The following is a 15,074-nucleotide window of genomic DNA, read 5'->3' on the forward strand; positions in this document are numbered from 1 at the left end:
CCTCATTGTCCGGCAAGCGTTTCGAGCTGCAGGATCGGCAGCAGGATGGAGAGCACGATCGTCGCGACGATACCGCCCATCACGACGATGATGATCGGCTCGAGCAGAGAAAGCGCCGTCGCGGTGAAGCGGTCGAACTCGCGTTCGAGATAGTCGGCGGCGCGCTCGAGCATTTCGTCGAGCCGCCCAGACGCTTCGCCCGATGCCGCCATATAGGTGAGGAGCGGCGGAAACACATCCGACCGCCGCATCGCCGCCGACAGGCTTCCGCCGCCGCGGATCGAATCGACGATCTCCTCGGTCGCGCCGCGCAGGCGGAGGTTGTGGATGGTCCCGGCGGTCAGCGCCAACCCGTCGAGCAGCGGCAACCGGCTCGCGACCATCGTCCCTAGGGTGCGCGCCATCCGCGCGGCATGGAGGTCGCGGATCAACCGCCCTAAGAATGGCAGCCGCAGCAGCCAAGTATCAAACGCCAGCTTGAACCTCGGACTCTTCATGGCGCGCCAGAAAGCCACTGCCGCCCCCGCGGCCAACACCGCGATCAGCCACCAGTAACGCGCCATGACCCACGACACGGCCATCACGGCGCGCGTGAGGAACGGCAGTTGCTGGCCGACCGTGTCGAATTGCTCGACGACCTGCGGGACAACAAAGATCATCAGCGACGTCACGACCAGCACGGCGACGATCGCGAGCACGCTCGGATAAGCGAGTGCGGTAATCACCTTGCCGCGAATTTCCGCCTGGCGTTCGAGCAGGATCGCGAGCCGGTCGAGGATCGTCGGCAGCGTCCCCGACCCCTCGCCCGCCGCGACCATCGCGCGGTAGAGCGGGGGAAAGCTCTTGGGCTCGCGCGCCATCGCTTCCGAGAGTCGACGCCCCTCGACCACGCCGGCATGCACGGCCTCGACGACGCGGCGCACCGCCTCTTGCTCGGTCTGACGAACAATCGTCCGCAGCGATTCTTCGAGCGGGGCCACTCGATTGAGCGTCGCCAGCTGCCGCGTGAACAGCGTCAACGCCTGCCCGTTCATCCGCTTGCCGGCGCCGATCTCCAGGTTCAGCAGCCCGCGCGATTTGGGCGGCGCCCGCGCTCCGGCGTCGATCCGAACGACGTACATGCGCCGCCGGTCGAGTGCGTCCCGCGCCGCGTCGATCGAGGCTGCGGCGATATGCCCCTTCTTCTCGCGCCCGCCGGTGTCGATCGCGATATAGTGGAAGTCAGCCACCGCCGACCATTTCCGCGACCTCGACGCGCGACACGCGGACCGCCTCCTCGGGCGTCGTCAGCCCGTCGAGCACCAAGCGCCGTGCCGCGGCGGCGAGGTTGTCGTTGCGCGTAAAAGCGTGACGCGAGATCGCGCTTTCGTCGCCGCCTTCGTTGATCAGTCGGCGAGTCGCTTCGTCGACGCGCACCGCTTCGAACACGCCGATCCGGCCCTTGAAGCCAGTCTGCGCGCATTGCTCGCAACCGGCCGGTTCGTAAACCGTGGTCCCCGCCTCCACCCCGAGCAAGGCTGCCAGAGCCGCATCGGCCGGTTCGGCCCGACGGCAATGCTCGCACAATTTGCGCACCAGCCGCTGCGCGATCACCGCACGCAGCGTCGAGGCGAGCAGGAAAGGCTCGACCTTCATGTCGCGCATCCGCGTGATCGCGCCGACCGCGTCGTTGGTGTGGACCGTCGACAGGACGAGGTGGCCGGTCAGCGAGGCCTGCACCGCGATCTCGGCGGTTTCGCGGTCGCGGATTTCGCCGACCATTACGACTTCCGGATCCTGGCGCAGGATCGCGCGCAAACCCGCCGCGAAGGTCAGCCCGACCTTGGGATTGACCTGCGTCTGGCTGACCCCCTCGATCGCATATTCGACCGGGTCCTCGATCGTCAGGATATTGCGCGTGCCATCGTTGAGCAGACGCAGCGCGGCGTAAAGGGTCGTCGTCTTGCCCGATCCGGTCGGGCCGGTGACCAGCACGATGCCGTTAGGCTCGGCCAGCGCGTTACGCAGCAACTTATCGGCCGCCGCAGTCATCCCGAGCATTTCGAGCCCGATCCCGGCATTGTCCTTGTCGAGGATGCGCAGCACGACTCGCTCGCCCGCGCGGCTCGGCAGGGTCGAGACGCGGACGTCGAGCAATTTGCCGCCGAGCGTCAAGCCGATCCGCCCGTCCTGCGGCACGCGGCGCTCGGCGATGTCGAGCCGCGCCATCACTTTGATCCGGCTGACCACGACGGGCGCGACGTGCGGCGGCATCCGGAGCGTCTCGCGCAGCACGCCGTCGATCCGCATGCGAACGATGAGGCCGGTCTCGTATGGCTCGATATGAATGTCCGACACGCCGTTCCGCGCGGCATCGGCGATGATGCCGTTGATGAGGCGGATCGCAGGCGCGTCGTCGGCAGTGTCGAGTAGATCGTCGGCGGTCGGCAGGTCGGTCGCCAGCATGTCGAGTTCGCCGATCCCCAGCGACCCCGCCGCCATCGCGGTCGCCTGGCCATCCATCGCGTAACGGTCGCCAAGTAATTTATCGAACGCGTCGGCCGCGACGATATCGACCCCGAACGGCCGCCGCAGCGCACGCCGAAGCTCGAGCAGCACCTTGGGGTCGGCACCCTCGCGCATCGCGACAGTCGGCTGCTGGTCGCCGTCGCGTCGGCCGAGCACGACGCCGAAGCGCCGCGCGAACAGATAGGGCACCGCGACGATCTCAATCGGCAGCACCGCGGGCTCGGGCGGCAGCAGCGGCACCTCGTCTTCATGCGCGAGCATGTCGCCGGCACGGATGATCGTCACTTGCGCTTCACCCGTGTGGTCGAGGTGATCATCGTCGGCACCGTGATCCGCGGATCGTCGATGTTCCCGGGCAGCGGCGCCGGCGGGATCGGCGGCGCGGCGCCCATGTAGTCGCGCACCAGCTGGTCGATCGAAGGCTCCTCGTCAGGCCGCTGCCCCGCTTGTTGCAGCCGCAGATAGCCGTAGCGCTGCTCGGTCACGCGCCGCATGTCTTCCGGCGTGCGCAGGATGGTCGCGCGGATAAACACCATCAGGTTGGTCTTGGTGCGCGACTTGCCCTTCGACTTGAACAGATTGCCGAGGATTGGGATGTCGCCCAGGAGCGGAATCTTCTCGATGGTCCGCCGTTCCTCGTCACTCAGCAAGCCGCCGATGACCGCAATCTGGCCGTCATCGACGGTCTGCACGGTCTCAATCTCACGCTTGTTGAAGACAAGGTCCGAATTGTCGCTGCTGACCGGGCCGGCGATGGAGCTGACCTGCTGGCGAAGATAGAGTTTGACCGATCCGCCCGAATTGACCTGCGGCCGGACCTGGAGCTGAATGCCGACATTCTCGCGTTGCGTGGTGCGGAACGTGTTGTCGAAATTATTCGACAGCGCCTGGCCGGTCGTTACCGGTACTTCCTGACCCACCAGGATACGTGCTTCGGTGTTGTCGATGACGGTAATTGACGGGGATTGGAGCAGATTGGAGGTGGTGTCGCTCTTCACCGCATTGATGATACTGCCGAAAATGGTGTCGCCGATCCGCCCGCCGAACCCTGCGAAGCCACCCGATGACCCAAGTATCGAACTGATCGCCGACTGGGCAAGACTGTCGCTGACGGTGTTGTTGGTGGTCGTAACCGTGGTGGTCCCATTCACCGTGGTCGTGGTCGTCGCGAGCTGGCGCGCGCCGATCGCGCCAGCGATCTGAAGGATGTTCGGCGCGGAGTTCGAGAAGGTAGACGCCGCGAATGCGCCGCCCGTGATGTTTCCGAGCAGGAACTGCGCACCCAGCTTGGCGGCCGTAGTGTCGGACACTTCGGCGACGATCGCCTCGACCAGCACTTGCTGGCGGCGCGTGTCGAGCTTGGCGATGACGTCGGCCAGCTGGCGCTGGACCTCGGCGGGCGCGGCGATGACGATCGCGTTGGCGCCGGCAAAGCGAGTGATGACCGAGGCGCTGCGACCACCGATGCCGGTGATCGCGGGCGTATTGCTGCCGGTAGTCGTGGTGGTGGTGACCGGGACCGCGGGAACCGGCGCGGTCGTGGTGGTCGTCGTCGTGCCGCCGGTCGAATTGCCGCCGATGCTGGTCGCGGCGCTCAGCCCCTGCGTCTCCGGCGGCTGAGTCACCGCCTGCCCGACAAGCTGCTGGAGCACCGGCAGCAATTGCGCGGCGTCGGCATTCTCGAGGAACACGACGCGGATTTCCTGGCCGCTCTTGGCCTTGCGGTCGAGATCCCGCGCCATAGCCGCGAGCCGAGCGACCGTCGCCACGTCGCCGCGGATCGCGATCGAGTTCGAGCTTTCGATCGCCACCACCGTCGCGTTCGATGCGCCCGTCCCCGGCCCGCCCGCCGCGCCACCGCCGCCGATCAGCGCGCTCAGCGCAGTTGCGATTTCCTTGGCATTGGCGTTCTGCAGCGCGACAACGCTAGTCGCCGCGCCATCGGTATCGAGCCGCCGCAGCACCTCGCGCACGCGGCGTACATTGTCGGCGAAATCGACCACGACCACGGCGTTGCTGCCGCGGTTGGCGCTGACCGATCCTTGCGGGCTGACCAGGCTGCGCACGCTGTCGATCGCTTGCCCCGCGTCGATCAATCGCAGGCGGATGATCTCGGTAACGAACTGGTTGCGGTTCGCGCCCGCCGCGCCGATCCGGCTGGGCTGCGTGGCGGCGCCTTCGATCGGCTGGATGCGGAATGCCCCATTGCTGGTCGGTACCGCGACATAGCCGTTGGCGCGCAGCGTCGAGAGGAACGTTTCGAAATACTCGGACCGTGACAGCGGCCGCTCGCTGACCACCGTCACTTTGCCCTGCACGCGGCTGTCGATGATGAAGGTGCGCCCCGTCACGCGCGCGGCATCGGCGATATAGGCGCGGATGTCGGCATCGCGGACGTTGACCGTGGTTTGCGCCACAAGCGGATCGGCGATGGCCAGCGCGATCAGCGCGGCGGTTAGGGTGAACTTCCTCATTGGCCCTTTATCGTGACGGTGATCGCCGACGGCTGCCCGCCCCGCTCCACGGTGATCGAAAGATTGCTGCCCGGCGTCAGCCCCGAGAGTATACGATCGAGATCGCCCGGTCCTGTGATCGCATGCCCAGCGGCTGCGGTAACGACATCGCCGTCCCTCAACCCGATCGCGCGAAACCCGGCGCCGCTGCCTTCCGGGCGGACGATCAGGCCGGTGACTTGCCCGCCCTCGATCCGCGGAGTGAACGACACGTCGCTCCTGATCTGCGCCGCGGTGACACCGGGCCCGAGGAGGTTCACCGGCGACGACGGTTCGCCGCCCGGACCGACGACTGCCGGCGTCGATCCGCCAGACTGGTCGATGTACAGTTCCTCGGTCGTGCCGCCGCGATCGAGCGTGACATGGTCGAACGCGACCGCCTTGAGCTTGACGCCCGGAGCCACCTCTTCGCCCACGCCGACGCTGTTCTGCACGCCGTCGGGCCCTGCGATGATCGCCGAGCTGAGTCCCGTCGCGTCGTCGATTCGCGTGCCATAGAGCGTCAACTGGAGCGAGGTGACGCTCGCACCGGGACTTGCCGCGCCGCTGACGCGAAAGAACGGGTCGAACCCGCGCAGGATCGCGACGGGCGACCCGCCCACCCCTGGCTGCGCAAGCCGCCAATCGCCGACCGGGCCGACCGGGGTCACGATCGTCCAGAACAACCGCGCGCACTGCACCGCGAGCACCGCCAGTAGCAGCAGTTCGCCGAGCGAATAGAGGTTCACCGGCGGAAAGCGCCGCAACAGCGCCCGGGCGCGCGGGCTCAGGCTAAGGCGCATGATGCTCGCCGCCCCTCCCGACCCCGTGACTCGCGCAATTCCGCATCGGTACGGTTTAGCCGAACAAGCGGGTGTGGCGACTACCTAATTTATTTGGCAGGGTTCGCCCATGACATTCCCTGACGCCGCGCTGCCGATCGGGTTCGGATCGGGCCACCCTTCCGAGCCGGTGGTCGCGCACATTCTCGCGCAGCACGGTGTCCAGCGCACGCCGAGCGCGAAGCTGACGCTATTCCAGAAGCGCGACTTTCTCGATCCTCCGTTGTGCGAGACGTTGATAGCTTTGATCGACGAGCGGCGGCGGCCCTCCACCGTGTCGGACTATAACGGCGATGCCGCGTTCCGCACGAGCGAGACCTGCGATCTCGACGCTGCGCACCCGGCGGTCGCCGAGGTCGAGCGCCGGCTCGCCGCGTTTCTCGGCCTCGACCCAGCGCATGGCGAGCCGATCCAGGGCCAGCGCTACGCCATCGGGCAGGAGTTCAAGGGCCATACCGACTATTTCGAGCCGCAAGGCGTCGACTTCCACAAATATTGCTCGATCGCGGGCAACCGGACCTGGACGGCGATGATCTACCTCAACGCGCCAGACGCGGGCGGCGCGACTCGCTTCAAGACGATCGACAAGATCGTCCAGCCCGAAACCGGCAAATTGCTGTGCTGGAACAATCTTCGCCCCGACGGGTCGCCTAACCCCAGCACCATCCACCAAGGCATGAAAGTCCGCGCCGGCGCAAAGTACGTGATCACCAAATGGTTTCGCGAAAGACCTTGGGGGTTCGACGCGGAATGATCGAGCGGGCTGGAATGCCACGCCGTTTTATTGTGTCCGATCGCCCGACGGCGATGGTGGGCGCGACAGGGATTGAACCTGTGACCCCACCCGTGTGAAGGGTGTGCTCTACCGCTGAGCTACGCGCCCCGATCCCCGGGAGCGGCGCCTCTACGCGAAGCCCGGCCCCGCTGTCCAGCGGGATTAGTTGACCGAGTCCTTGAGGCCCTTGCCGGCCCTGAACTTGGGCTGGGTCGAGGCCTTGATCGTCATCGGTTCGCCCGTGCGCGGGTTGCGGCCGGTCGATGCCTTGCGCTTCGAAACCGAGAAGGTACCGAACCCGACCAAGCGAACCTCGTCGCCCCTCTTGAGCGCGCCGCCGATCATGTCGAACACCGCCTCGACCGCCTTGCTCGCGTCACCCTTGCTCAGCCCGGCCGTGTCGGCCACCGAGGCGATCAGCTCTTGCTTGTTCATCGAACTCGAAACCCCCGTTTGAGTGTGCGTCGGAAAAAATCAGAGACTCGCCGCAGTGGCGGAACGGCGCAGTAAGGCGATGGACTTGACTTGAGTCAAACCGATTCCGCCGCAAATCCATCCCGTCAGGGGATTTTGCGGCGGATCGTTTCGCTGGCGGGTCAGTGGTGCATTTCGCCGGCAGGTGCGATCGGCGCGGGCGGCAGCGCGGCGAGCTCGTCGGCCTCGGTCCAGTCGATCGCTTCGAGCGGCTGAGTCAGCGCCAGCCGCAAGACCTCGTCGACATGCTCGACCGGTACGATCGTGAGCCCTTCGCGGATGTTCGCGGGAATTTCGACGAGATCCTTCTCGTTCTCCTTGGGGATCAGCACCGTCTCGATGCCGCCGCGAAGCGCTGCAAGCAGCTTTTCCTTCAGCCCGCCGATCGGCAGCACGCGCCCGCGCAGCGTGACCTCCCCGGTCATCGCGACTTCGCGCCGCACCGGCACGCCGGTCAGCGTCGAAACGATCGACGTCACCAAGCCTACGCCTGCCGACGGCCCATCCTTGGGTACCGCGCCTTCGGGCAAGTGGACGTGCAAGTCCTTGCGCGCGAACAAGCTCGGCTTGATGCCGTACGACGGCGAGCGCGCCTTGATGAAGCTCATCGCGGTCTCCGCCGATTCCTTCATCACGTCGCCGAGCTGGCCGGTCAGCTTGATCGCGCCCTTGCCCGGCACGGTCACGCTCTCGATCGTCAGCAGCTCGCCGCCGACTTCGGTCCAGGCGAGGCCTGTAACCGCGCCGATCTGATGCTCGGTTTCGCTGAGGCCGTGGCGATACTTCTGCACGCCTGCAAATTCGTGAAGGTTGTCGGGCGTGATCGTCACGCTCGTCGCCCTCCCTTCGAGAATCTGACGCAGCGCCTTGCGGATCAGCTTGGCGATCTCGCGTTCGAGCGTGCGCACCCCGGCTTCGCGGGTGTAACGCTGGATCAGCGCGCGCAGGCCTTCGTGGGTCAGCGTGAACTCGCCGTCCTTCATCCCGTGCGCTTCGACCTGCTTGGCGATCAGGTGGCGTTCGGCGATCTCGACCTTCTCGTCCTCGGTATAGCCTTCGAGCCGGATGATCTCCATGCGGTCGAGCAACGGCTGCGGCAGGTTGAGCGTGTTCGCGGTCGTCACGAACATCACGTCGCTGAGGTCGATATCGATCTCGAGATAATGGTCGTTGAACTTGCCGTTCTGCTCCGGGTCGAGCACTTCGAGCAGGGCCGAGGCCGGATCGCCGCGGAAGTCCTGGCCGAGCTTGTCGATCTCGTCGAGCAGGAACAGCGGATTGCTCGCCCCAGCCTTCTTCAGGTTGGTGACGATCTTGCCCGGCAGCGAGCCGATATAGGTCCGCCGGTGCCCCCGAATTTCTGCTTCATCGCGCACACCGCCCAAGCTTTGACGGATAAATTCACGGCCCGTCGCCTTGGCGATCGACTTGCCGAGGCTGGTCTTGCCGACGCCGGGAGGGCCGACGAGGCACAGGATCGGGCCCTTGAGCTTGTTGGTGCGCGCCTGCACCGCGAGATATTCGACGATCCGGTCCTTGACCTTCTCGAGCGCGTAATGGTCCTCGTCGAGCACCGCCTGCGCTGCCGCGATATCCTTCTTGAGCTTGGACTTCTTGCCCCAGGGCAAGCCGAGCAGCACATCGAGATAATTGCGCACGACGGTAGCCTCGGCCGACATCGGCGCCATCGTCTTGAGCTTCTTCAGCTCCGCTGTCGCCTTGGTGCGCGCTTCCTTCGACAGCTTGAGCGTCGCGATCTTCTGGGTCAGCTCGGCGATCTCGTCGCCATCGCCTTCCTCGCCCTCGTTGCCGAGCTCGCGCTGGATCGCCTTCAACTGCTCGTTCAGATAATATTCGCGCTGGGTCTTCTCCATCTGGCGCTTGACCCGCGACTTGATCTTCTTTTCGACCTGCAGGACGCCGAGCTCGCCTTCCATGAAGGCATAGACCATCTCGAGCCGCTTCGACTGGCCGAGCTCGACCAGCAAAGCCTGCTTTTCAGCGACCTTGATCGCGATGTTACCCGCGATCGAATCCGCCAGCCGCGACGGCTCCTCGATCTCGCCCATCTGCACCGCGGTCTCCGCCGGCAGCTTGCGGTTGAGCTTCGAGTAATTCTCGAACTGATCGACCACCGACCGCATCAAAGCGGCGATCTCGACGCCCGTCTCGGGTGTCTCGTCGATCCGCTCGACCTCGGCGGTCAAATGATCCCCGGCCCCCGACAATTCAGTCAGCGTCGCGCGCGCCTTCCCCTCGACCAGCACGCGAACGGTGCCGTCGGGGAGCTTGAGCAACTGCAGGATCGTGGCGATCACGCCCATGTCGTACAAATCGTCACGGCCGGGATCGTCCTGGCCGGGGTCGAGCTGGGCGACGAGGAAAATCTCCTTGTCGGCCGCCATCGCGCTTTCGAGCGCAGCAACCGACTTGTCCCGGCCGACGAACAACGGCACGATCATGTGAGGGAAAACAACGATATCGCGCAGCGGCAATACGGGGAAGGATTGAGACATGGATACTCCGCGGGCGCCCGAACCGGACGCGTTTGCCACCCTATATGGGAATGGTAAGCGTTCCATCAATCGCCGGCGGCGGATCGGCGCGGCGATGCTGGGGATAAGCGCGTTGCTGACAGTAGCCGCAGGCGCCGCCGATCTGCCCAAGAAGGGCGAGCCGCCGCTCACCGCGCAGACCCAGCGATCGGGCGGACCGATCGATCCCGACCAGGCGAAGCTCCAGTTCGACAGCGCCGACCTGTCGTTCGAAGTCCTGCCCGACACCGAGCAGTTGCGTGGCCTTGCGCGGCTGGTGTTCACCGCAAAAGCGCCGCTCGATCGATTGGTGATCGACCTCGACCGCAACCTCGGCCCGCAAAAGGTCGCGATCGACGGACAGCTGATCGCCGCCGTCAACGTCGCCAATCCCGAGGGCAAGCTGACCATCAAGCTGCCCAGGACTTTTGCCGCGGGAGAAAAGGTGGTCGCGACGATCGTCTACGGCGGAACCCCGCACGTCGCGGTCAATGCGCCGTGGGACGACGGTATGGTGTGGTCGAAGACCAAGGACGGGCAGCCCTGGGTTGCGAGCACCAGCGAGGGCTATGGCTGCGACATCCTCTGGCCGTGTCTCGACTTCCCGACCGGTGAGCCGGCGTTGGTCAGGCTCCACATTACCGTGCCCAAGGGGCTGAAGGCGCCGGCCAACGGCGTGTTCAAGGGGATGGATACCGAGTTGGACGGCCGCACGACGTGGAATTGGGAGGTCAAGCACCCCAACACCTATGCGATCGCGCTCAACGTCGCGCCGTACGAGGTGATCAGCGGCGACTATAAGAGCCGGTTCGGCAACACGATCCCGATGTTCTATTGGTATTTGCCCGGCGAGGAAGCGCAGGCCAAGGCATTGTTCGCCGAATTCGCGCCGACGCTCGACTTCTACGAAGCCAATGTCGGCCCTTATCCGTTCGGCGACGAGAAGGTCGGTGTGGTCGAGACGCCGCACCTCGGCATGGAGCACCAGACGATCAACGCCTACGGCAATGCCTATCGCAAGGCGCCCGAGGGGTTCGACTGGCTGTTCCAGCACGAATTCGGCCACGAATGGTTCGGCAACCAGGTGACCGCCGCCAACTGGGACGATTACTGGATTCACGAAGGCTATGAGGAATATATGCAGCCCGCCTACGGGCTGTGGCGCGAGGGGTTCGCCCGATATGCGACGATGATGGACGAGCAGCGCAACAGGATCATCAACGCGGTGCCGATCGTGCGCGGGCGCGAGATCACCGAGGAAGAGGTCTACGAACCGACCAAAGGGGGTCCGGGCCAGGACATCTATTACAAGGGCGCGTGGATGCTCCACACGCTGCGCTGGCTGATCGGGGAAAAGGATTTCTGGGATGTCACCCGTCTCGAAGTCTATGGCCGCACGGACCCGAAGCCCGGCAATTTCACGCCACGCTACGGCTCGACCCGCGAATATGAGGACTTCGTGCGCAAGGTGACGGGCAAGGACTATGACTGGTTCTTCGACGTCTACCTGCGCCGCGCGGCGCTGCCCGAACTTGTCGAAGCGCGAACCGGCGGCAAGCTGACCTTGTTCTGGCTCACCCCGGACAAGCTGCCTTTTCCGATGCCGGTCGAGGTGCAGATCGACGACAAGCTGGTCCGCGTGGCGATGCCCGACGGCACCGCGACGATCGATGTGCCGACGAACGCGCATGTGCTGGTCGATCCGTATGCGCGCGTGCTCAGGCGATCCAAGGCGGTCGAGGACTATCAGGCCGGGATGCGCAAGCGGAGCTGAAGGAGGGCAACCATGCTGCGATATTTTCCGAACGATCCGGTCGGCTGGCCTGGGCTCGCCGCGATGGCGCTTGGCTTCCTGGCGTTCTTCGCCGCGCTGCTTGTGGCACGCACCCGGGTAAAGCGGGCGGCTGCCGCGCCGGTGTCGCAAAGCGCCCCGATCACGCGACTGTGGATCGTCGTGCAGGGCATCGGCATCGGCGTCACAGGCTTCGGCCCGATCCGGATCGAGGTGGGATCGCCATCGGGCAAGTCCATCGTCGAGGGCGTGATCGTCGCGCTGCTGATGGCGGCAGCGGTCGCCCTGTTCAACGCCTCGTCGCGCGCCATGGGCAAGAATTGGGCGGTCGTGGCGCAGACCCGCAGCGACCACAACCTGGTCGAGACGGGTCCGTTCAAATGGATCCGCAACCCGATCTACGTCGCGATGTCGTTCTTCATGTTCGCGATGGCGATCGCGTTCGGGCATTCGCGCAATTTGATCGTCGCGGTCCCGATTTTCGCGCTCGGCACTTGGATGCGCGTAGTCCGCGAGGAAGGGCTGCTGCGCGCTCAGTTCGGTGCGGCGTATGACGATTATGCGGCGCGAGTGAGACGGTTCGTGCCGGGGCTTTTCTAGGCCGCGCGCAGCATCGACCAGAATTTGGGACCGCCCTTGGGGACGGACCATTCGCTCGTCACTACGAACCCGAGCGACTGGTAGAGCCCGACATTGCGCTCGGTCGCGGTCTCCAGATAGGCGGGCAAGCCGTCGTTCGCAGCACGCGCGAGTCCTTCGCGGATCGAGGCGCCGCCCAGCCCTCTGCCTTGGTGCGCGGGGTCGACCCCGGCGATGTGCAGGTACCAGTACCGCCCGGACGGCGCATGCGCATCGAGCGCGTCCGCCACTCGGAGCGCGCGGGGCAAAGCGGTACCGAGTGCGGCAACCAGCGGGACCGCACGCCGCAGCAGCGTCAGCGTCCCGACGGCAGGCGTCCCCGGACGCTGCCACAAGGTCGCCGCCCGTGCCTCGCCCGTCACCAGCCGCATGCCCGGCGCGTCCTCGTCGAACAGCAATGCGAACAACCGCGGCAGCCGCTTGGCCCGATCGCGCGGATCGGGGAAGATGTACGACATCGCCGGATCGTCGGCGAACGCGCGCGCCAGCATCGCGGCGACGGCGGACCGGTCGCCTGGCCCGGCGTCGCGGATCACCGGTCCGGCCCCGCGATCAAGCCGCGTCGCCGGTCTTTTCCTTCTTGGCGTAGACCCGGATCGGATCCTTGGTGCCGAGCACGACGTCCTTGTCGATCATCACTTCGTCGACGCCGTCCATCCCGGGCAAGTCGAACATCGTGTCGAGCAAAATGCCTTCGAGGATCGAGCGCAGCCCGCGTGCGCCGGTCTTGCGGTCGATCGCCTTCTTGGCGACGGTGCCGAGTGCGTCGTCGGTGAAGCCGAGGCGGACGTCCTCCATGTCGAATAGCTTCTGATACTGCTTGACCAGCGCGTTCTTGGGCTCGGAAAGAATTTTGATGAGCGCCGGCTCGTCGAGATCCTCGAGCGTCGCGATCACCGGCAAGCGGCCGACGAATTCCGGGATCAGCCCGAACTTGAGCAGATCCTCGGGCTCGACCGACTTCAGCACCTCACCAGTGCGGCGTTCCTCGGGCGCGGCGACGTACGCGCCGAACCCGATCGACTTGCCCTGCAGGCGGTCGCCGATGATCTTTTCGAGGCCGGAGAACGCGCCGCCGCAGATGAACAGGATGTTGGTCGTGTCGACCTGGAGGAATTCCTGCTGCGGATGCTTGCGTCCGCCCTGCGGCGGAACGCTGGCGGTGGTGCCTTCCATCAGCTTCAAGAGCGCCTGCTGGACGCCTTCACCCGACACGTCGCGGGTGATCGAGGGATTCTCCGCCTTGCGGCTTATCTTGTCGATCTCGTCGATATAGACGATCCCGCGCTGCGCGCGCTCGACGTTATAATCGGAGGCCTGGAGCAGCTTGAGGATGATGTTCTCGACATCCTCGCCGACGTAACCCGCCTCGGTCAGCGTCGTCGCATCGGCCATCGTAAACGGCACGTCGAGGATTCGCGCGAGCGTCTGCGCGAGCAAAGTCTTGCCGCAGCCGGTCGGGCCGACGAGCAGGATGTTCGACTTGGCGAGCTCGACATCGGCGCCCTTCGCGCCGTGGTTGAGGCGCTTGTAGTGGTTGTGCACCGCCACCGACAGCACGCGCTTGGCGCGGCGCTGGCCGATCACGTAATCGTCGAGCACGTCGCAGATTTCCTGCGGCGTCGGTACGCCACCATCCTTTTTGGAGACCAGGGCCGACTTGGTTTCCTCGCGGATAATGTCGTTGCACAGCTCGACGCATTCGTCGCAGATGAACACGGTCGGGCCGGCGATGAGCTTGCGCACCTCGTGCTGCGACTTGCCGCAGAACGAGCAATAGAGCGTGCTTTTCGAATCGCCGCCGCTGAGTTTCGTCATTCAAATCTTCCTTCGCCCGACACGGGCTTGAGCGCCGGACAGTGTAACCCGGCGCTCTTCGATACCACAATCACCAAAATAACGTGTTTACGACGTTGCCGCCGCAACCTGCCTCAAGCCGCTTGCGCCTGATCGTCGGCCGGCGCGGGACGCTTGTCGAACACTTCGTCGACCAGCCCGAACGCCTTGGCTTCGTCCGCCTCGAGGAAATTGTCGCGGTCCATCGATCGCTCGATCACTTCGAGCGGCTGTCCGGTATATTGCGCATAGAGCGTGTTCATGCGGTGCCGGATTCGCAGGATTTCCTTGGCCTGGATTTCGATGTCCGACGCCATGCCCTGCGCGCCGCCCGACGGCTGGTGGATCATGATCCGCGCGTTGGTGAGCGCGACGCGCATCCCGGGCTCGCCGGCCGCGAGCAGGAAGCTGCCCATCGACGCCGCCTGCCCGATGCACACCGTGCCGACGCGCGGGCGGATATATTGCATCGTGTCGTGGATCGCCATGCCCGCCGTGACGACGCCGCCCGGCGAGTTTATGTACATGAAGATGTCCTTCTTCGGGTTCTCGGACTCGAGGAAGAGCAGCTGCGCAGTGATCAGCGAGGCCATATGGTCCTCGACAGGTCCGACGATGAAGATGATCCGTTCGCGCAGCAGCCGCGAATAGATGTCGAAGCTGCGCTCGCCGCGGTTCGACTGCTCGATGACGATGGGCACGAGCCCGTTGACGATGTCCAGATGATCCATGGCGGCGAGAGCGTCCCTGCGATTGTGTGGTGAAGGCTACATCGGAGCCTTTGGGAGAAGGTTCAAGCCCCCCGTCACCCCGGGCTTGATTCGGGCCCTGCCTGCCCTTCGCCGCGTGCCCCGAACGCCGCCTTATCTCACGCAAAGACGCAAAGGCGCGAAGAAGGTGGATACCGGATCATGTCCGGCATGACGCGACAGGGATGGATCGCCTTCCCCGGAGCATGCCGCTATGCTCGCCGATTGTGCAGCCGAGGATCAGAATGATGCTCATCGCTCTCGCTTTAATGCAGGCCTGCTGTGCGCCGGTCCCGCAGCCCGACAGCATCCGGACGGTGGCCGCGATCGAAATCCCGCTGGCCACGCCCGGGGACCGGCGCGACCTGCTCGCCCTGCTCCGGCAGCAGGCCGCCACGCACGGGCTCCATGTCGACGACCTGAGTGCGCGGCA

The 15,074-nt window shown here is 65.3% G+C and carries 12 protein-coding genes, 1 tRNA gene and 1 pseudogene; 4 read left to right on the plus strand and 10 right to left on the minus strand.

Annotated elements, in window-relative coordinates:
- Positions 1–2 precede the first annotated feature (2 nt).
- From gspF to VH326_RS05485, 4 genes are read right to left on the minus strand one after another with little or no spacing between them, the layout of a single operon-like run.
- Positions 3–1,229, minus strand: coding sequence for a type II secretion system inner membrane protein GspF (gene gspF / locus VH326_RS05470; protein WP_329630766.1), 1,227 nt, complete (start codon positions 1,227–1,229; stop codon positions 3–5).
- Positions 1,222–2,769: a GspE/PulE family protein gene (locus VH326_RS05475; RefSeq protein WP_329630805.1), complete on the minus strand. Its 1,548-nt coding sequence runs from the start codon at positions 2,767–2,769 to the stop codon at positions 1,222–1,224. Before VH326_RS05475 ends, gspF begins: the two co-directional genes overlap by 8 nt.
- 20 nt (positions 2,770–2,789) lie before the next feature.
- On the minus strand, positions 2,790–4,982 hold the full coding sequence (gene gspD / locus VH326_RS05480) for a type II secretion system secretin GspD (protein ID WP_329630767.1): 2,193 nt from the start codon (positions 4,980–4,982) through the stop codon (positions 2,790–2,792).
- Positions 4,979–5,803, minus strand: a complete 825-nt coding sequence (locus VH326_RS05485) for a type II secretion system protein N (protein ID WP_329630768.1) — start codon at positions 5,801–5,803, stop codon at positions 4,979–4,981. Before VH326_RS05485 ends, gspD begins: the two co-directional genes overlap by 4 nt.
- Positions 5,804–5,912: 109 nt before the next feature.
- Between VH326_RS05485 and VH326_RS05490 the strand changes: the two genes are divergently transcribed.
- On the plus strand, positions 5,913–6,596 hold the full coding sequence (locus VH326_RS05490) for a 2OG-Fe(II) oxygenase (RefSeq protein WP_329630769.1): 684 nt from the start codon (positions 5,913–5,915) through the stop codon (positions 6,594–6,596).
- A 54-nt stretch (positions 6,597–6,650) separates the two neighbouring features.
- Here VH326_RS05490 and VH326_RS05495 read toward each other — a convergent pair.
- The 3 genes and pseudogenes from VH326_RS05495 to lon all read right to left on the minus strand — a co-directional run bounded on the left by VH326_RS05495 (position 6,651) and on the right by lon (position 9,607).
- Positions 6,651–6,725 (minus strand) — tRNA-Val (locus VH326_RS05495).
- Positions 6,726–6,779: 54 nt separating this feature from the next.
- Positions 6,780–7,067, minus strand: a pseudogene (locus tag VH326_RS05500) (HU family DNA-binding protein); the annotation flags it as partial.
- A gap of 146 nt (positions 7,068–7,213) precedes the next feature.
- Entirely contained in the window at positions 7,214–9,607 is a 2,394-nt protein-coding gene (lon, locus tag VH326_RS05505) for an endopeptidase La (protein ID WP_329630770.1), read from the minus strand.
- 94 nt (positions 9,608–9,701) lie between these two features.
- On the opposite strand from lon, the gene VH326_RS05510 reads away from it, so the two are divergent.
- Together VH326_RS05510 and VH326_RS05515 are read left to right on the plus strand one after the other, a co-directional pair.
- Complete coding sequence (locus tag VH326_RS05510; RefSeq protein WP_329630771.1) at positions 9,702–11,399, plus strand: M1 family metallopeptidase; 1,698 nt, start codon at positions 9,702–9,704, stop codon at positions 11,397–11,399.
- A gap of 12 nt (positions 11,400–11,411) precedes the next feature.
- On the plus strand, positions 11,412–12,017 hold the full coding sequence (locus VH326_RS05515; protein ID WP_329630772.1) for an isoprenylcysteine carboxylmethyltransferase family protein: 606 nt from the start codon (positions 11,412–11,414) through the stop codon (positions 12,015–12,017).
- Here VH326_RS05515 and VH326_RS05520 read toward each other — a convergent pair.
- From VH326_RS05520 to clpP, 3 genes are all read right to left on the minus strand, one after another.
- A complete protein-coding gene (locus tag VH326_RS05520; protein WP_329630773.1) occupies positions 12,014–12,592 on the minus strand; it encodes a GNAT family N-acetyltransferase in 579 nt (192 codons plus the stop codon). The genes VH326_RS05515 and VH326_RS05520 overlap by 4 nt on opposite strands.
- A gap of 16 nt (positions 12,593–12,608) precedes the next feature.
- Positions 12,609–13,874, minus strand: coding sequence for an ATP-dependent Clp protease ATP-binding subunit ClpX (gene clpX, locus VH326_RS05525; RefSeq protein ID WP_329630774.1), 1,266 nt, complete (start codon positions 13,872–13,874; stop codon positions 12,609–12,611).
- A 113-nt stretch (positions 13,875–13,987) separates the two neighbouring features.
- Positions 13,988–14,623 carry an ATP-dependent Clp endopeptidase proteolytic subunit ClpP gene (clpP, locus tag VH326_RS05530; RefSeq protein ID WP_329630775.1) on the minus strand — a complete coding sequence of 212 codons (636 nt, stop codon included), beginning with the start codon at positions 14,621–14,623 and terminating at the stop codon, positions 13,988–13,990.
- A 266-nt stretch (positions 14,624–14,889) separates the two neighbouring features.
- Between clpP and VH326_RS05535 the strand changes: the two genes are divergently transcribed.
- Positions 14,890–15,074 (plus strand): hypothetical protein (locus tag VH326_RS05535; RefSeq protein ID WP_329630776.1); only part of this gene is annotated, 185 nt, incomplete at its 3' end.

The sequence above is a fragment of the Sphingomonas sp. genome (assembly GCF_036269755.1).
In the GTDB taxonomy this organism is placed as follows: Bacteria; Pseudomonadota; Alphaproteobacteria; order Sphingomonadales; family Sphingomonadaceae; genus Sphingomonas.